This window comes from Streptosporangium sandarakinum (genome assembly GCF_013409935.1).
Taxonomy (GTDB): Bacteria; Actinomycetota; Actinomycetes; order Streptosporangiales; family Streptosporangiaceae; genus Streptosporangium; species Streptosporangium nondiastaticum.
Genome location: NZ_JACCCO010000001.1, coordinates 1,590,363 through 1,607,327, shown reverse-complemented (window position 1 = coordinate 1,607,327; position 16,965 = coordinate 1,590,363). Strand labels below are relative to the sequence as shown.

The 16,965-nt window shown below is 74.1% G+C and carries 18 protein-coding genes; 10 read left to right on the top strand and 8 right to left on the bottom strand.

Going from position 1 to position 16,965, the window contains the following annotated elements; translation table 11 throughout:
* Nucleotides 1-57: 57 nt before the first annotated feature.
* Both HDA43_RS07115 and HDA43_RS07110 read right to left on the bottom strand, forming a co-directional pair.
* Nucleotides 58-675 carry a flavin reductase family protein gene (locus tag HDA43_RS07115; protein WP_246423921.1) on the bottom strand — a complete coding sequence of 206 codons (618 nt, stop codon included), beginning with the start codon at nucleotides 673-675 and terminating at the stop codon, nucleotides 58-60.
* A 457-nt stretch (nucleotides 676-1,132) separates the two neighbouring features.
* Nucleotides 1,133-1,528, bottom strand: coding sequence for a hypothetical protein (locus tag HDA43_RS07110; RefSeq protein ID WP_179818915.1), 396 nt, complete (start codon nucleotides 1,526-1,528; stop codon nucleotides 1,133-1,135).
* Between the two features lie 92 nt (nucleotides 1,529-1,620).
* Here HDA43_RS07110 and HDA43_RS07105 point away from each other — a divergent pair, with 92 nt between their 5' ends.
* The 3 genes from HDA43_RS07105 to HDA43_RS07095 all read left to right on the top strand — a co-directional run bounded on the left by HDA43_RS07105 (nucleotide 1,621) and on the right by HDA43_RS07095 (nucleotide 4,159).
* Nucleotides 1,621-2,367 (top strand): GntR family transcriptional regulator, encoded by a 747-nt coding sequence (locus tag HDA43_RS07105; protein ID WP_179818913.1) that lies wholly within the window; start codon nucleotides 1,621-1,623, stop codon nucleotides 2,365-2,367.
* Between the two features lie 333 nt (nucleotides 2,368-2,700).
* Nucleotides 2,701-3,405 (top strand): GNAT family N-acetyltransferase, encoded by a 705-nt coding sequence (locus HDA43_RS07100; protein ID WP_246423920.1) that lies wholly within the window; start codon nucleotides 2,701-2,703, stop codon nucleotides 3,403-3,405.
* 79 nt (nucleotides 3,406-3,484) lie between these two features.
* Nucleotides 3,485-4,159 carry a copper homeostasis protein CutC gene (locus HDA43_RS07095; protein WP_179818912.1) on the top strand — a complete coding sequence of 225 codons (675 nt, stop codon included), beginning with the start codon at nucleotides 3,485-3,487 and terminating at the stop codon, nucleotides 4,157-4,159.
* A 92-nt stretch (nucleotides 4,160-4,251) separates the two neighbouring features.
* Here the strand turns inward: HDA43_RS07095 and HDA43_RS07090 are convergent, their stop codons facing one another.
* A complete protein-coding gene (locus tag HDA43_RS07090; protein WP_179818911.1) occupies nucleotides 4,252-5,433 on the bottom strand; it encodes a DUF6986 family protein in 1,182 nt (393 codons plus the stop codon).
* A gap of 104 nt (nucleotides 5,434-5,537) precedes the next feature.
* A complete protein-coding gene (locus tag HDA43_RS07085) occupies nucleotides 5,538-6,842 on the bottom strand; it encodes an FAD-dependent oxidoreductase (protein ID WP_179818910.1) in 1,305 nt (434 codons plus the stop codon).
* A 319-nt stretch (nucleotides 6,843-7,161) separates the two neighbouring features.
* Between HDA43_RS07085 and HDA43_RS07080 the strand changes: the two genes are divergently transcribed.
* From HDA43_RS07080 to HDA43_RS07065, 4 genes are all read left to right on the top strand, one after another.
* Nucleotides 7,162-7,791 carry a hypothetical protein gene (locus HDA43_RS07080; RefSeq protein WP_179818909.1) on the top strand — a complete coding sequence of 210 codons (630 nt, stop codon included), beginning with the start codon at nucleotides 7,162-7,164 and terminating at the stop codon, nucleotides 7,789-7,791.
* 243 nt (nucleotides 7,792-8,034) lie between these two features.
* Nucleotides 8,035-9,777, top strand: coding sequence for a proline--tRNA ligase (locus tag HDA43_RS07075; RefSeq protein ID WP_179818908.1), 1,743 nt, complete (start codon nucleotides 8,035-8,037; stop codon nucleotides 9,775-9,777).
* A 207-nt stretch (nucleotides 9,778-9,984) separates the two neighbouring features.
* On the top strand, nucleotides 9,985-10,716 hold the full coding sequence (locus HDA43_RS07070; protein ID WP_179818907.1) for a class I SAM-dependent DNA methyltransferase: 732 nt from the start codon (nucleotides 9,985-9,987) through the stop codon (nucleotides 10,714-10,716).
* 104 nt (nucleotides 10,717-10,820) lie between these two features.
* Nucleotides 10,821-11,942: an iron-containing redox enzyme family protein gene (locus HDA43_RS07065; RefSeq protein WP_179818905.1), complete on the top strand. Its 1,122-nt coding sequence runs from the start codon at nucleotides 10,821-10,823 to the stop codon at nucleotides 11,940-11,942.
* A gap of 1,148 nt (nucleotides 11,943-13,090) precedes the next feature.
* On the opposite strand, the gene HDA43_RS07055 is transcribed toward HDA43_RS07065, so the two are convergent.
* The 4 genes from HDA43_RS07055 to HDA43_RS07040 all read right to left on the bottom strand — a co-directional run bounded on the left by HDA43_RS07055 (nucleotide 13,091) and on the right by HDA43_RS07040 (nucleotide 14,862).
* Entirely contained in the window at nucleotides 13,091-13,288 is a 198-nt protein-coding gene (locus HDA43_RS07055) for a CDGSH iron-sulfur domain-containing protein (RefSeq protein WP_312873067.1), read from the bottom strand.
* Nucleotides 13,289-13,446: 158 nt separating this feature from the next.
* Nucleotides 13,447-13,635, bottom strand: coding sequence for a DUF4236 domain-containing protein (locus HDA43_RS07050; protein ID WP_179818904.1), 189 nt, complete (start codon nucleotides 13,633-13,635; stop codon nucleotides 13,447-13,449).
* A gap of 169 nt (nucleotides 13,636-13,804) precedes the next feature.
* Nucleotides 13,805-14,338, bottom strand: a complete 534-nt coding sequence (locus tag HDA43_RS07045) for a ferritin-like domain-containing protein (protein ID WP_179818903.1) — start codon at nucleotides 14,336-14,338, stop codon at nucleotides 13,805-13,807.
* Nucleotides 14,335-14,862, bottom strand: coding sequence for a hypothetical protein (locus HDA43_RS07040; protein ID WP_179818902.1), 528 nt, complete (start codon nucleotides 14,860-14,862; stop codon nucleotides 14,335-14,337). Before HDA43_RS07040 ends, HDA43_RS07045 begins: the two co-directional genes overlap by 4 nt.
* A 189-nt stretch (nucleotides 14,863-15,051) precedes the next feature.
* Here HDA43_RS07040 and rimP point away from each other — a divergent pair, with 189 nt between their 5' ends.
* Genes rimP through HDA43_RS07025 form a run of 3 tightly spaced genes read left to right on the top strand, consistent with a single transcriptional unit; the run spans nucleotide 15,052 to nucleotide 16,854 of the window.
* Entirely contained in the window at nucleotides 15,052-15,552 is a 501-nt protein-coding gene (gene rimP / locus HDA43_RS07035) for a ribosome maturation factor RimP (RefSeq protein WP_179818899.1), read from the top strand.
* 11 nt (nucleotides 15,553-15,563) lie between these two features.
* Nucleotides 15,564-16,568 (top strand): transcription termination factor NusA, encoded by a 1,005-nt coding sequence (nusA, locus tag HDA43_RS07030; RefSeq protein WP_179818898.1) that lies wholly within the window; start codon nucleotides 15,564-15,566, stop codon nucleotides 16,566-16,568.
* Nucleotides 16,552-16,854 carry a YlxR family protein gene (locus tag HDA43_RS07025; protein WP_179818896.1) on the top strand — a complete coding sequence of 101 codons (303 nt, stop codon included), beginning with the start codon at nucleotides 16,552-16,554 and terminating at the stop codon, nucleotides 16,852-16,854. The genes nusA and HDA43_RS07025 overlap by 17 nt, the downstream gene beginning before the upstream one ends.
* The last annotated feature ends 111 nt before the right edge of the window (nucleotides 16,855-16,965 follow it).

The following is a 16,965-nucleotide window of genomic DNA, read 5'->3' as shown; positions in this document are numbered from 1 at the left end:
TTGTCCCCGCCTTCCGCCGGTGCCGGGAGCGGTGGGGGATGCCGGGGCGGGGAGGCGTCAGAGGTGGAGGGCGCCGTAGCGGCCCCGGAAGAACACCAGCGGTCCGCCGCTCGCGTGAACGTCCAGGTCACGCACCCGGCAGACCACGATCATGTGGTCCCCGGCGGGATACTCGGCCTCGACCGAGCAGTCGATCCAGGCCAGCGCCCCGTCGAACACCGGGTTGCCCGCGGGGGAGGGGGTCCAGTCCAGGCCGGCGAACTTGTCCCCGCCGCTGGCGGCCAGGGCGTCGCAGACCGGCCTCTGGTGTTCGGCGAGCACGTTGACCGTCAGGACGTCGGCGGGCCGGAGGTGCGGCCAGCTCGTGCTGGTCCTGCCCACGCAGAAGGCCACCAGCGGGGGGTCGAGGGAGACGGAGGTGAAGGAGCCGACGGCCAGGCCGTGCGGGCGGCCGCCGGGGGCGAGCGCGGTGACGGCGACGACGCCGGTGGCGAAGTGACCGAGCACCGAGCGGAACCGCCGCTCGTCGACGCCTCGCGGGCGGTCCGGCCCTCCGGTCGTTCGCGGGCCGCCGGGCGCGCCCCACCGGCCGGGCGCCCCGCCGGGCGCCCCGCCGGGCGCGCCGTGGGGCGTGTCCCGATCGCCTGGCGGGTCCTGGGGAAGGCCGCTGTGCATGCTGACTCCGTCGAGGCCGGCCCCGCGCCCCTCGGGGGCGGCGCTTGGGCGGCGGCCCGGCTCCGGTGCCCGGGTCGCGTAGGAGCCCATGTTCGCATCCGCGGCCCGGGACGCTCGCCGGGCCCCCCGGGCTCGCCGGGCCCTCCGGATCTCCGTCATGGAGGGCGGGGCGGACGGCGGCACGGCCGGACCGGAACCGCCCGCGGCGGGCGCGCCTTCCCCGGGTGTGCCCGCTGGGACATCCGGGACGGGAGGCGCCGTGGCGGGGACGCCCGCGGCAGGGGACCCCGGGGCGGAGTGACGCGGCACGGGAGGGGCCGCGCCGGAAGGGGGCGGGGCTGAGGGCGCGGGGGACGCGGGATACGCGTCCTGGCGGGCGTGGGGGACCCGCCAGGACGCGCTCCGCCCCGGCGCGCCGGCCCGAGGACCCCGGCGAGGGGTGGGGTCCTCGGGCCGTTCAGTCGCGCACGGAGTAGGTGACGGGAGAGGCGGGGGCGCGAAAGCCCGTCCTCTCCCGGATGGGGGCGGCGAACGCGGGTCTCCGGTAGTGCAGGGAGATGACGCGGGCCGCCCCCGCGGGGTCGTCGGCGGGGTGGCAGGTCTCGCGGCCTTCCTCGTCCCAGACGAAGAGCCCGCTTCTGCACCAGACGGTCAGGTCTGTCTGGACCGAGAGGACCGACATCCCGTTCCCGTTGCTCTGGTAGGTGTGGGTGAACCCCTGGCGGTGCAGCGCGTAGCGCAGTAAACGCGTTGCCTCGCGGGGTTCGCGCCAGGGCACATATGGCGCGTCCGCGGGGACCGGCAACACCCGGACCTTCACCCCCTCGCCGACCTTTCGATGGATTTGTACCAACGATTGGATGATGCGGGTTGCGGGAGGTTGGGTCAAGGGCCGGTTTCCCGCTAGAACCAGATCGTCTAGTTTGTTGGCACAAAGGGGACTTAATGCCACGGTCAACGCTGTATCAGCAGGTGGCCTCCGAACTCAGGAGGACCATCTACTCCGGTGCGCTCGGACCGGGGGATCAGCTGCCGACCGAGGCGGAGCTCATGCTGGCCCATCAGGTGAGCCGGAACACCGTGCGGCTCGCCCTGGGCGAGCTGGTCAACGAGGGCCTGGTCACCCGCACCCCCCGCCGGGGGACCGTGGTCAGGGAGCGCCGCCCGCTGCTCATGCATCCCCAGCGCGAGCTGCGGCCCCAGTCGGGGGAGACCCGCGAGGCGTTCGCCTGGGCCGTCTCCCAGGAGGGACGCTCGCCCGGCCAGCACATCGAGGTCTCGATCGTACGGCCGGCCGAGGAGATCGCCAGCAGACTGGAGCTGGCCGACGACGAGCACGCCGTGGTCCGCCGCCGGCTGCGGTTCGTGGACGGCCAGCCGTACAACACCAACGACTCCTACTTCCCGCTGGAGCTGGTCTCCGACTCCGAGATCGCCCGCCCCGGCGACATCACCCGGGGGGCCAACCGGGTGCTGGCGGAGCTCGGCCACCCCCAGGTCCGGGTCGTCGACGACATCTGGGCGCGCATGCCCACCAGTTCGGAGGCGGACCGGCTCCAGCTCCAGCAGGGCACGCCGGTCATGGTCTACGTCCGGGTCGGCTACGACTCCTCCGACGCCCCGGTGCGCGTCGCGGTGTCCGTGCTGCCCGCCGACAAGCATCTGATCAGGTACGAGCTGGAAAGCCGTTGACGCCTCCGTGACCGCCCTGACGGGGCGGCCCCAGTCCCGCCCGCCCCGCGGGCGAGGACCGGGCCGCGCCCGCGGTCCCGGCGGGCACGGCGTTCCCTCCCCACTCGCGTCCGGCCCCGGGCACCACCGTCGGTCCGTCTCCGAGGACCATCGGCTCCCTGGGCGCCGTAGCCGGGCGGTCTCCGCCGGAGCCTGCTCCCGGCCCCCCTCCGCGTTCCCCTTACGCGTCTTCGACCCCTAGGCGTTCCGCCTGGCCGGACACGGTCGCCGTATGCCATCGGACCGGCACTCTCCGTGTCCTCTTCTCCACCCATCGCAACGAAGGGATGCACCATGCACTCCGGTACCGCTCGCCCCACCCACCCCACCACCACCGCCCGTCTCACCCTGCGCCGGGCGGACGGGAGCGACCTCGCGGGCGTGCTCGCGCTCCTGGCCGAGACCGCCGACTGGCTCAACCGCCGCGGCGTGCGGCAGTGGCCCGCGGGGGGCTTCCCGGCCGAGCGCATCAGCCCGCTGATCGAGGAGGGAACCATGTACGTGCTCGACGGCGAGGACGGCCCCGCGGCCACCCTCGCCCTGGACGGTCACGCCGACCCCGAGTTCTGGACCGCCGAGGACGCTCCCGGGACGGCGCTCTACGTCCACAAGCTGTCCGTCTCCCGTGCCTGCGCGGGGCTCGGCCTGGGGCAGGCCCTGCTCGACTGGGCGGGCCTGCGGGCGCTGGCGGCGGGCCGCAGGTGGCTGCGCCTCGACTGCTCCAAGGACAACCCCGGGCTCCAGCGGTACTACCGCGGCCAGCGCTTCACCCACCTGCGCACGGTGGACCTGCCGCACCGCGCCTCCGGGGCGCTGTTCCAGAGGGCGGGCGGCCTGCGCGGCGACGTCCTCGCCGGTGCGCTGCCGTTCGCCGACCTCCGCGGCCCGCTGACGGGCCCGCTGACCGGCCAGCCGGCCGTCCCGGGTGAGCCGGCCGTGGCCGGCGGGGCGGGCGCGGAGGACGGCGGCTCGCCGCGGACCGTCGGGGTTCGTCGATGAGAGGCCGTGGACCGTCCCTGGAACGGCGCCGCTGAACCAAGGAGATCCCAGGACAAAGTCATCGGATAGCCTCACCTCCATGACCAGATCCTTGCTTGAGGTGATCGCCCTCGACGTGCGCGACGCCGTCGCGGCGGAGGAGGGCGGCGCCGACCGCCTGGAGATCGTGGCGGACATGGCGGCCGACGGGCTCACCCCGGCGGTGGAGACGGTCGCCGCGATCTCCAAGGAATGCGCGCTGCCACAGATGGTCATGCTGCGCGGTGAGGCCTCGTTCCTGGCCACGCCCGAGTCGCTGGAGGGCCTGCGGCGCGACGCCCGGGCCCTCGCCGACGCGGGCGCGGCCGGGTTCGTGTTCGGTTTCCTCGACGCCGCGGGGGCGGTCGACCTGGCCGCCACCGAGGCGCTCATCCACGCCGTCACGCCGCTGCCGTGGACCTTCCACCGCGCCGTCGACCACGCGGCCGACGTCAGGGCGAGCTGGCGGGCCGTGCGGTTGCTGCCCAACCTCGCCACCGTGCTCACCTCGGGCGCCCCCGGCGGCGTGCGGGACGGCCTGGACGTCCTCCGGGCCCGCTGCTCCGCCGGAGACGGGCCGCTGATCATGGCGGGCGGCGGGCTGCGGCCGTCCCACGTCCCGGTTCTGCAGGAGTACGGCGTGCGGGCCTTCCACGTCGGCAGCGCCGTACGGGCGTCGTGGTCCCACCCGGTGGACCCGCACCGCGTCCGCCAGTGGCGGCAGCTGATCGACTGACGTCCGCCGCGCGGCCCGCCCGCCGCACGGTCCCCGCCCTACGGCCCCGCCGGACGGGCGGCCCGCCGCGCCCGGCCGGGCCGGACCCGGGGTCAGGCGTTCCCGAGGGCCAGGTCGGCGCGGCGCAGGGCGGCGGCCACGGTCCTGATCGTGGCGGGCTCCTCCAGCGTCCCGCCCTCGGCCGCGCGCCGCTCCTCCCAGGCCCGCACCCTGCCGAGGTACTCGTCGTAGCGGGACAGGTGGAAGTGGTAGACCGCGACGTAGCGGCTGACCAGGTGCGCCGGGTGCATGTCCCAGCCCTGGTAGAAGCCGTCCGCCAGGGAGTGCCGGATCAGGCTCACGTGCCGCCACCACAGGTTGCGCACGGCGTACCGGTCGTCGGAGGCGGGCGCGGCGGCCAGCGAGCCGTCCGACAGCTCCACCCCGGTCCCGGCGAACGCCGCCCGCATGACCTGGCGGGCGTGGTCGCACGCGGGGTGGTCCAGCCGCTGCTCGTGCGGGGGCAGCGAGCAGCTCGCCGTGTAGTCGAAGACGCCGAAGTGCGCGGCGGCCAGCCTGCCGCCGAGTGCGGCGGCCAGCCCGGCGTCGAGGAACCGCAGCGTCTGGACGGCCTCGACCTGCATCTCGAACCGCAGCTCGCCCTCACCCAGCCCCAGTCCCTTCTCCAGGGCGGCGAGGCAGGCGGCGAACTGCTCCAGGTAGTCCCGCATCAGCACCTTGGGGAAGGTGACCACGAACCCCGGGGGCAGGTGACCCGCCCGCTCGACCACCCCGGTGAGGAAGGCGTCCAGCGTCCGGACGCTCCTGGCCGGGTCGCCGTCGGCGAACGACTTCACCCGCAACCCCCACCGGCGGGGGAGCGTTCCACCGGCGTGCATGGCGGCGACCGCCTCGGCGGCCCGGACGGCGTGGCCGTCCTCCTCGGCGGGGCTCCCGCCGTAACCGTCCTCGAAGTCGATCCGCAGGTCCTCGACCGGTTCGGCGGCGAGCTTCGCCGTCACCCTCTCGTGCACGGCCCTGGCCGTCTGCTCGTGCATCTCGAAGAACCGGGCCGTGTCCTTCCTGGACAGGTGCCGGCGCATCAGGTCCAGCGCGGCCTCGCCCCAGGCCGCGACCGTGCCCGCGTCGAAGCGGTCGGCGGGCACGTAGACGGTGTGCACCGGCTGCCACCCCATCTCCTCCGGGGAGACCGGGGGGTAGGTCGCCGTCTGCTCGCGGTGGGCCTGCTCGAAGCCGGGTATCAGAGCCAGCGGGTCGCCGAGCGTGACGCGCATGGGGGTTGCTCCTTGTGGTGCGTGATGGGCGTTCGGAGGGCTTTCGGCCGTTCCTGAAGTGGACGCGCCGGACGCCCTCCGGGTGGACACGCCCGCCGTACGGCTCAGCGGCCCGAGGCGGCGTGCATGGCGGCCAGGCCCAGGAGCTTGACGCGCTCGCCGCGTCCCAGGCTCCGCGCCAGCTCGGCCTCGGCCGCCTCGATGGCCAGCCACTCCCGGTAGGTGATCGGGGAGACGCCCCGGGAGGCCAGCAGGGCGTCGATGTCGCCGCGCCGTACCGGGTCGCGGGCGAGGCCGGCGAGGTCGGCGAGGAGGGTGCGGACCGTCTCGGCGGCGTCGGACTTGTTGGTGCCGATCACCCCGGTGGGACCGCGCTTGAGCCATCCCGCGACGTACTCGCGGTCGCGGACCCGCCCGGCCTCGTTCGGCACGGTCATGGTCTCCTCGGAGAACGGCACGCCGGGCAGCGGGACACTGCGGTAGCCGACCGAGCGCAGCACCATGCCCACCGGGAGGGTCTCGAACTCGCCGGTGCCCACGACCCGGCCCCCCGAAAGGCGGGTGCGCTCCAGTCGCAGGCCCGTCACCCGGTCCTCCCCGAGGATCTCCACCGGGCGCATCCAGAACCGCACCTCCAGCCGCCGGGGGCGGCCCGCCGGGTCGCGGGCGGCCCAGCCCCGCAGCACCTCGACGTTGCCCCGCACCTGCCGCGGCAGGCCCGTGACGTCGGCCACCGCCTCCTCCCGCCGCACGCACACGTCGGCGTTGGCCAGCTCGCCCAGCTCCCGCAGCTCCTTGAGGGTGAACTTGGCGTGCTCCGGCCCGCGGCGGCCGATCATGTGGACGGTCCTGACCCGGCTGCCGGCCAGGCGGGCCAGCACCTCCTCCGGAACGTCGGTGGCGCGCAGCTCCTCGGCGGTCTTGGCCAGGATCCGCACCACGTCCACCGCCACGTTGCCCACGCCGACCACCGCGACCTCGGGGCAGTCGAGGACGAACCGGTCGGCCGGCATGTCGGGGTGGCCGCAGTACCAGTTCACGAAGTCGGTGGCCGCCACGCTGCCCGGCAGGTCCTCGCCGGGGATCCCCATCCGCCGGTCCACCATCGCGCCGGTGCAGTAGACCACGGCGTCGTAGCAGCCGAGCAGGTCGGCGGCGTCCACGTCCCGGCCGAACTCCACGCCGCCCAGGAAACGGACGTTGGGCAGCTCCAGCACCCGGCGCAGGTACCCGGCGATCGACTTGATGGAGGTGTGGTCGGGGGCCACGCCGTACCGGACCAGCCCGTACGGCGTGGGCAGCCGTTCCAGGACGTCCACCTCGACCCCGGCGCCCGCCTGTTTCGTCAGCGCCTCGGCGGTGTAGATCCCGGCGGGGCCCGACCCGACAATCGCCACTCGCAGTGACACACGGCCTCCTCGGCGTCGGACGTCGCGGGCGCGGGTCCCGCCCCGGCGGACCGGAAGGCCCGGGGCGGTCCGGGGCGTCCGGGGCGGCGGCCCCGCGACGGCGACGACCTATCGACGGCTCTCACCCCCGACTCTGTACCACCGGAGCCGTCGCCGCCAGAGCGGCCCGCCGGGGAGGCGGAAAGCGTCCCGGCGGAGTCCGTGCGGAGCGGCACCCCTGGGAGCTGTCCCGATTTAACGACGCTTGGTGGAATTTTGTGCATTCTTGCAGGTCACGTATGCTTTCCGAGGCCACGAGCAGGTGATGATCGGGGGATCTGTGGCACGGCTTGAACGAAGCTTCGATTACGACTGCGCGGAACTGGACCGCCGGCAGCGCGGCATCGTGCTGCACATGGTGCTGTCGCTCGTCGTGGGGATGCTGCTCGGCAGCCTGGGCGCGGTGCTGTCGCACGCGCACAACCCGCTGGGATCGCTCTACGAGCCCTACGCCTACGTGCTGCTCGTCGTCGTGGCGGGATACACCGCCGCCGGTCTCGGCTGGGCGGCGCTGAGCTGCGCGCTGGCCACCTTCGGCCCGCTGCTGTCACTGCTGGCCGCCACGCTCTTCGACCCCGGGACCATGGTCCTGGGCGCGGGCAGCGCCGCCGCCATGAACGTCACGGTGGCGACCCTGGTCGTGATCGGCGTCCTGGCCCACCTCGCCCGGCGCGGCACACTGTGGGGCGACCTGGCGGGCGGCGTGCTGGCCGGGCTCGTCGCGGTCGACGGCCTGGACAAGGCGCTGCCCGGCGGGCCGGAGTACGTCCCGGGCTTCTGGCCGTGGAAGACCCTGGTCGTCGGGGCGCTGGTGCTGGGCCTGCTCGTCACGACGCGCCCCGGGTGGGGCCGCGTCCGCTCGGCGGCGGTGGCGCTCGCCATCGTGGCCGCCTGCGCCGCGTTCCTCTGAGCGGTGTTCCACCGAGCGGTGTTCCACCGGGCGGCGTTCCTCTGAGCGGCGTTCTCCCGAGCGGTGTTCCACCGGGCGGCGTTCCTCCGGGCGGCGTTCCTCCGAGCCGTGGGACGGCCGCGTGGGCCGCGGCCCGCCGGGGTGTCAGGGCGGCGGGACGGCGGGGAACGCCGGATGACCGGCAACCCGGTTGCGCGACTCGATAGCCTGTAGCCATTCAATCCCTGCTAGGTAGGAGTAGCCGTGCTGCTGCGCATGTCGTCGCTGTTTCTTCGAACTCTGAGGGACGACCCGGCAGACGCGGAGGTCCCGAGCCACAAGCTGCTCGTCCGCGCCGGATACGTCCGCCGCGTCGCGCCCGGCATCTACTCCTGGCTGCCGCTCGGCAAGATGGTCCTGGAGAACGTCGCGCGCGTCGTGCGCGAGGAGATGGACCGCATGGGCGGCCAGGAGGTGCTCTTCCCCGCCCTGCTGCCGCGCGAGTACTACGAGAACACCGGCCGCTGGACCGAGTACGGCGACACGCTCTTCCGTCTCAAGGACCGCAAGGGCGCCGACTACCTCCTCGGACCCACCCACGAGGAGATGTTCACCGACATGGTCAAGGGGGAGTACTCCTCCTACAAGGACTACCCGGTGACGCTGTACCAGATCCAGACGAAGTACCGCGACGAGGCCCGCCCCCGGGCCGGGATCCTGCGCGGCCGCGAGTTCGTCATGAAGGACTCCTACTCCTTCGACCTCGACGACGACGGCCTCAAGCGCTCCTACGAGCGGCACCGCGAGACCTACATCCGCATCTTCGACCGGCTCGGCATCGACTACCGCATCTGCTTCGCCACCTCCGGCGCGATGGGCGGCTCGGCCTCCGAGGAGTTCCTCGCCCCCGCCGAGACCGGCGAGGACACCTTCGTGGCCTGCCACAACTGCGGCTACGCGGCCAACGCCGAGGCGGTCACCACCCCGGCCCCGGCCGCGGTCACCGGCGAGCAGCCCGCCATGGAGGTCCTCGACACCCCCGGCACGCCGACCATCGAGACGCTGGTCACGCACCTCAACACCCACCACGGCCTGGACCTCACCGCGGACCGGACGCTCAAGAACGTCGTGGTCAAGGTCACGACGCCCGGCTCCGACAAGATCGAGACCCTGGTGATCGGCGTGCCCGGCGACCGAGAGGTCGACTTCAAGCGCCTGGAGGCGGCGCTCGCCCCCGGCGAGCCCGCCATCTTCGAGGCCGAGGACTTCGTCAAGCACCCCGGCCTGGTCCGCGGCTACATCGGCCCCCAGGTGCTCAGGGACCTCGGCATCCGCTACCTCGTCGACCCCCGCGTGGTGGACGGCAGCGCGTGGGTGACCGGCGCCAACGAGCCGGGCCGGCACGCGGTGAACGTCGTCGCCGGGCGCGACTTCGTCGCCGACGGCACGATCGAGGCAGCCGAGGTCAGGGCGGGTGACGCCTGCCCGGTCTGCGGCTCCGGCCTGTCCATCGACCGCGGCATCGAGATCGGCCATATCTTCCAGCTCGGCCGCAAGTACGCCGACGCGGCCAAGCTCGACGCCCTCGGCCCCGACGGCAAGCCGATCCGCATCACCATGGGCTCCTACGGCGTCGGCGTCTCCCGCGCCGTGGCCGTGCTGACCGAGCAGCGGCACGACGAGCTGGGTCTGCGCTGGCCCCGCGAGGTCGCCCCGGCCGACGTCCACATCGTCGGCACCGGCAAGGACGACCAGATCGAGGTCGCCGGCCGGATCGCCGGGGAGCTGGAGGCGCGCGGCCTGCGCGTCCTGCTGGACGACCGCGCGGGCGTCTCCCCGGGCGTGAAGTTCAAGGACGCCGAGCTGCTCGGCATGCCGACGATCCTGATCGTCGGACGCGGCCTGGCCCAGGGCGTCGTCGAGCTGCGCGACCGCGCCACCGGCGCGAAGGAGGAGATCCCCGTCGCCGAGGCCGCCGACCGCGTCGAGGCCGCCTGCCGCGCCTGAGGTCCCGCGCACCCGCGGCCCCGGTGCCCGGAACCCCGCGCGCCTGAGGTCTCCGTGCCCGGGGCCCGCGCACCTGGGGTCTCCGCGCCGAGGCACCGCGCACCCGAAGCCCCCGCGCCCGGTCCGTCCCCCGGACCGAGCGCGGGGGTTTTTGTGGGCTTATGGAAGGGAAAGTACTTTTTGTGCTTTTCGGGGGGTGGGGGACGCATGGCGCAGGAGTTCGACCCTTCCGCCTACGGTCGCGCCGCCGCCGACGTCTACGACGAGGTCGTGACGCACCTGCCCACCGAACCCGCGGTGGACCGGCTCCAAGAGCTGGCCGAGGGCCGGGCCGTCCTGGAGTTCGGCGTCGGCACCGGCCGGCTGGCCCTCCCGCTGGCCGCCAGGGGGCTCACCGTCGCGGGCATCGACGGCTCGGCCGAGATGACGGCGGTGCTGCGCGCCAAGCCCGGCGGCGACCGCGTCCCGGTGACGCTGGGCGACTTCTCCACCACCCGGGTCGACGGCGAGTTCGGCCTCGTCGTCCTCGCCTACAACACGATCTACGCGCTGCCCTCGCAGGACGCCCAGGTCGACTGCTTCCGCAACGCCGCCGCCCACCTCGTGCCCGGCGGCCGGTTCGTGGTCGAGGCGTGGGTGCCCGACGTGGGGGCGTTCCGCCACGGCACGGCGCTGCGGCTGGTGTCGCTGCGCGAGGACGAGGTGGTCGCCGAGGCGGCCCGGCTGTCGCCCGCCGACCAGATGATGTACACCACCAAGATCGTCCTGGCCTCCGGCGGGGTGCGGCTGCTGCCCGCCAACCACCGCTACGCCTGGCCCGCCGAGCTCGACCTCATGGCACGCCTGGGGGGCATGCGGCTCGAACACCGCTGGTCCGACTGGCGGGCCGCCCCGTTCACCGGCGACAGCCGGGGGCACGTGTCGGTCTACCGGCGCTGAACCGGACCCGCCGTGTCGCCGGAACCGTCCCCGAGGCGTCCCCGCGACGCCTCCCGGAACGTCCCCGAGCCCCGCACCGCCGTACCGTCCTGGAGTTCCGTGAAATGCAGCTACCCGCCCCTCGGGGGCCTCTCACCGACTTCCTCTTCGACCGGTTGGTCCGCCCGCCGCACGACCTCGGTCCGGCGCCGGAACCCGCGGGGGGACCGCCCATCGGGGACGAGGACCTCCAGCTCGCCCTCTTCGCCTGCTACGAGCTGCACTACCAGGGGTTCGGCGAGGTCGACGAGGACTGGGAGTGGGAGCCGTCGCTGCTGGCGGTCAGGCGGACGCTGGAACGGCGGTTCGAGGCGGGCCTCGCGGAGGCCGTGCCCCGGTCGCCCGCCGCACCGCCGGGGACGCCCGCGCGCATGCGCCGGGCGCTCGCCGGGCTGGTCGCCGCCGCCGACGGCGGCCCGTCACTGGCGGCGTTCCTGGAACGGCGGGCCGACCTGGAGCGGTTCCGCGAGTTCGTCGTCCACCGCTCCGTCTACCACCTCAAGGAGGCCGACCCGCACACCTGGGCGATCCCACGGCTGCGCGGCCCGGCCAAGGCCGCCCTCGTGGAGATCCAGGCCGACGAGTACGGCGGCGGCCGGCCCGGACGCATGCACTCGGAGCTGTTCCGGGCCACGATGCGCGGTCTCGGCCTGGACGATTCCTACGGCGCCCACCTCGACCGGGTCCCGGCGGTCACGCTGGCGACCGGCAACGTCATCTCGCTGTTCGGGCTGCGCCGGCGGCACCGGGGCGCGCTGCTGGGCCACCTCGCGGCCTTCGAGATGACCTCCTCGGTCCCCAACCGCAGGTACGCCCGGGGACTGCGCCGCCTCGGCGGCGACGACGCGGCCTGCCGCTTCTACGACGAGCACGTGCAGGCCGACGCGGTCCACGAGCAGATCGCCGCGCACGACATGTGCGGCGCGTTCGCCGCCGACCGCCCCGACCTGGCCGCCGACGTCCTGTACGGCGCGGCGTGCGCCCTCACCCTGGACCGGCTCTTCGCCGAGCACCTCCTGGGGAGCTGGGAGCGCGGGGTCACCTCGCTGCGCGAGGCCGGGCCGCGCGGGACCGCACCGGACGGGAACGGCCCGTGCGGGACCACGCCGGACGGGAACGGGTCGCGTGGAACCGGGTGGGACGGGAACGGCCCGTGCGGAACCGGTCTGGCGGTGAGCGGCCGATGACGGACGATGACCGGGCGGGAGGCCCCGGCCTCGACTACGTCCTGCCGCTGCGCTGGGACGACGGCGACGAGGCGGGCCTGGCGGAGCTGACGGGCTACCTGCGCCGGCTCGCCCGCCACACGCGGGTCATCGTCGTCGACGGCTCCCCGTCCCCGGTCTTCGAGCGGCACGCCGCCGCCTGGGCCGGGATCGCCGAGCACCTCCGGCCCGACGACGACCTCGCCTTCGTCAACGGCAAGGTCAACGGGGTGGTCACCGGGATGCGCCGGGCCCGCGCCGGGCGCGTGGTCATCGCCGACGACGACGTGCGTTACGGCGCGGCGGAACTGGCCTCGATCGGCGCCCTGCTCGGGTGGGCCGACCTGGTCAGGCCGCAGAACCACTTCGACCCGCTGCCCTGGCACGCCCGCTGGGACACCGCCAGGACCCTCCTCAACCGCGCCTTCGGCGCCGACTACCCGGGCACCTTCGGCGTGCGCCGGTCGGTCTTCCACGAGATGGGCGGCTACGACGGCGACGTGCTGTTCGAGAACCTGGAGCTCATCCGCACGGTCCGCGCCCACGGCGGGCGGGAGTGCCACCTGCTCGGCCTTTACGTCCGCCGCCTGCCGCCGGACCCGGCCCGGTTCTGGTCCCAGCGCGTCCGGCAGGCCTACGACGACCTCGCGCAGCCCGTTCGCCTGGCGGCGTTCCTGTCCGTGCTGCCCGCGCTGGCCGTCGCGCTGTCGCGCCGCAGGTACGGGATGGTCCTGGTCTGCGCCGGACTGGCGGTCGGGATCGCCGAGGCCGGCCGCCGCCGGGCCGGCGGGCGGCGGGTCTTCCCCTTCTCCGCCGCGCTGTTCGCGCCGGTGTGGCTGCTGGAGCGGGCGGTCTGCGCCTGGCTGGCGCTGGCGGCGCGGCTGTTCCTCGGCGGCGTGCCGTACGCGGGCCGCCGGATGCGGACGGCGGCGCACTCGACCCGGTGGATCAGGGCGCACCGGAACCGCCGGACCGGCGGGACCGGCGTGGCCGGAGCCGTCCGGGCCGAGGCGCCCGGAGCGGGGGAGCGCGACCCGGCGGAGACCTCCGGGCCGGGAGGGCGCCACCCGGCGGGAGGCTTCGGGCCGGGAGCGCGCCGCGGGACCGGAGCCCCGGGGCCGGGGGCGCCGTCAGGCGGGCGGCTCGGGCTCGCTCGGGGCGCGGAAGCGGGCGGGCCGGTGCGAGCCGTCGCAGAAGGGCTTGGCCGCCGATCGCCCGCAGCGGCACAGCGCCACCGTGGACCTACCGGGGTCGATGACGGTGCCGTCCTGGGCGGTGAGGACGAACGGGCCCCGCAGTAGCAGCGGCCCGTCCTCGCACGGGGTCACCGTGACACGGTCATCCCCTATGTCCGTTTTATCCGTCACGTGGCGACTGTGCCCCCGGACCGGGGCGGGAAACGCCGCGTGCCGCTCCGGACGCGGCGGGAGACGCCGCGCGCCCGTCCGGGGGTGCGGGAGACGCCGCGCCCCCGGACGGAGGCGGCTCAGCGGGAGCCGCTGAGTGTCTTGCGCCAGTGGAACCCGCCGGGCAGGTTCACGCTCAGCGTCCGCCTGCCGTCGGCGGCCTTCGTGACGCGGAAGGCCCGGTTGCCCCAGCTGTGCCCGACGCCGCGGCGCGACAGGTTGAGACGGAGCGGACCGAACTTCAGTGACTTCCGGTATTCCCAGCCCATTGCTTCCTCCTTGACCGTCTGCCCCCTCCAGCTACCCGGTCGGCCGGAGGCAAACGGCCCGCGTGATCCCGAACCGCGTCGAACGGCCCGCGCGGTTCCGGGCCGCGCGGGGCGCCGCGACCGAACGGCCCATGGCCCGCGGCGGTCCCGGGTCGCGCGGCGCCCGCGTTCAGGACGGCGGGGACGGCGCCGGGGTGGGGGCGGGGGAGGGGGACGCGGGGGCGGGCATGCCGGGGAAGGTCTCGATCTCCGGGCGCAGGCCGTACGCCCGCACGACGCACTCCTGCATGGCCAGCGCGGCCATCCGCCGGACGGCCGGGTCGCCGGACGCGACGGCCTCGAGGTAGGCGGCGGTCACCCCCCGCTCCACCGACACGGCCAGCTCCACCACCTGGTCGGGGGTGGAGGGTACGGCGGGCAGCCGGTAGCTCGCGTCGGGCTCGGCCGGGGTGCCGCCACGCTCGATGATCATGGCGCGGAGCCGGTCGCGGCGGGCGCGGTGGGCGGTGAAGGCGGCGGCCATGGTGGAGCGCAGTGCTCCCTCGGCCCGCGCGGCGAGGACCCCGTAGGCGTAGACGGCCGCGTGCTCGGCTGCCAGCGCCGTGTCGAGCCCCCCGCCGGCTCCGGGGGCGGGGGTGGCCGGCGCGACCGCTCCCGCGGCCCCCGCCGGCCTCGCGTTCCGCGCGGTGTCCGGGGCCCTCACAGCGGCCTCGCCAGGGCCACGGCGTGGGCGGCCTCGCAGGCGCCGATGGAGGCGACCAGCTGGGCCAGCGCGGGTGAGGCGCCCTCGACCTGCCGGGGGCGCGAGTCGGCGGCCTTCCGCTCGGCGGCCCGCAGGCTCCGCAGGGAGGCGCGGGGCTCCGGCGCGGGCGTCCCGGAGGCGGACGGCGCGGAAGGTGCGGCGGCGCCCCCGGAGGGCCCCGGCGTCGCGGAGGCCCTGGCGCCCCGGGCGGCGGGAGGAAGCCTCCGGCGCAGCTCGGCGAGGTGGGCCTCGTGCCGCCGTTTGAAGGGCAGAAGCTTGGCCGAGGGGGCGGAGGCGTACAGCCCGATGATCCGCTCCTTGTCGGCGATGAGCTGCCTGAGCAGCACGGTATCCGGGTCCGGTGGCTCGGCGCGCTGGTGCTCGGGCTTCTCGGCGGCGCATCCGCCGACCGTCGCGGCGACCGTCGCGGCGGCGGCCCCGACGGCGGTGTCCCGCAGCAGGTCACGCCGGGACAGGAAACGCACGGACGACCTCCGGTTACGGGTGAGCTGCTGACGCATCTAGCATCGTAAGGGCTGGGAAACCATTCACCGCGCTTCTCGGACGGGCTCGCCGCGCCGAGTGGCGCTTCTTCCGCGCCCTGATGTGGATAGGCTTGTGAACCGCAAGGGCGAGGTCCGCCCGGCTGTAGATCGTGAAAATGGGAGGTCGGCATGGGCAGCGCCATATCCCGCGACCGCCTGATGAAGCTCCTGGAACCCGTCGCCCTCGCCTCCGGGCTCGACCTGGAGGACGTCACGGTCACTCCGGCGGGCAAGCGGCGCCTGCTGCGTGTCGTCGTCGACCGCGACGGCGGCGTCAGCCTGGACGACGTCGCAGAGGTCAGCCAGGCCGTCTCCGAGGCGCTGGACGCCGGAGACGTGATGGGAAGCTCCCCCTACGTGCTGGAGGTCTCCTCCCCCGGGGTCGACCGCCCGCTCACCGAGCCGCGCCACTGGCGCCGGGCGGTGCGCCGGCTGGTCAAGGCCGACCTGCGGGACGGCACGAGCGTGGAGGGCCGGATCGTCGCCACCGACGAGACCGGTGTGGAGTTCGACGTGGCGGGCACGCCGCGCCGCGTCGAGTACGAGGACCTGGCCCGAGGACGGGTGCAGGTGGAGTTCCGCCGGTTCGACGACGCCGATGACGACGGCGAAGACGGCGACGAGGGCTAAGGGGGAGCCTCGTGGACATCGACATGAGCGTCCTGCGCAGCCTGGAACGCGAGAAGGACATCTCCTTCGACCTGGTCGTCAAGGCCATCGAGGACGCGCTGCTGATCGCGTACTTCCGGAGCGAGGGGGCGGCGGCCAAGGCCCGCGCCGAACTCGACCGCAAGACCGGGCACGTGACCATTTACGCCGCGGAGCTGGACGACGGCGGCCAGGTGGTCCGGGAGTACGACGACACCCCGGGCAACTTCAGCCGCATCGCCGCGACCACCGCCAAGCAGGTCATCCTGCAGCAGCTCCGGGACGCCGAGGACGAGATCAACTTCGGCGAGTTCGCCAGCCGCGAGGGCGAGCTGGTGGCCGGGATCATCCAGCAGGGCAAGGACCCGCGGGTCGTCCTGGTGGACCTCGGCAAGATCGAGGCCGTGCTGCCGCACAACGAGCAGGTGCCCGGTGAGGAGTACGTCCACGGCGAGCGCATCCGCTGCTACGTCGTGCAGGTCAAGAAGGGTCCCAAGGGGCCGTCGGTGACCCTGTCGCGCACCCACCCCGGCCTGGTGAAGAAGCTGTTCGCCCTGGAGGTGCCGGAGATCGCCGACGGCACCGTCGAGATCGCGGCCATCGCCCGTGAGGCGGGCCACCGTACGAAGATCGCGGTCCGCTCCCGGCGGCCCGGCGTCAACGCCAAGGGCGCCTGCATCGGCCCGATGGGCTCGCGGGTGCGCAACGTGATGGCCGAACTCCACGGCGAGAAGATCGACATCATCGACTGGTCGGAGGACCCGGCGGAGTTCGTCGGGAATGCCCTGTCGCCCTCGCGTGTTTCGCATGTCGAGGTGATCGACACCGAGGGGCGTGCCGCCCGCGTGACCGTGCCGGACTACCAGCTCTCCCTGGCGATCGGCAAGGAGGGGCAGAACGCCCGGCTGGCCAATCGCCTCACCGGGTGGCGCATCGACATCCGGTCGGACACCCAGACGGGGGAGGCGGCCGGTTCCGCAGATGCGCCCACGCGGTAAGCTGGAATATGGTGACCAGGCCGCCCCACTACGAACGTGTGTGGGGTGCCGGGTTCGCACGGTTTCCTCCGAGCTGCTCCGCCTGGTGGCGGTCGAGGGCGTCATCGTCCCCGACCTGCGAAGACGGCTCCACGGGCGTGGTGCTTCACTGCACCCCTCCCTGAGCTGCCTGGAGCTCGCCGAGCGGCGGCGGGCGTTTCCGCGGGCGTTTCGCGTCGCGGGACCGCTCGACCCGTCGCCGGTACGGGCTCACCTGGAAGAGCTCCACTCCGAAAGGATCGGGTGAAATGGTTGCCAACTGTCATGTAGGACGCCGAGTTGATGGGCTGGTCAGATAGCTATGAGCGCCTGATGAGCATGCGGCGATGAGTACGTCTACGTAACGACGGTCCGGCGG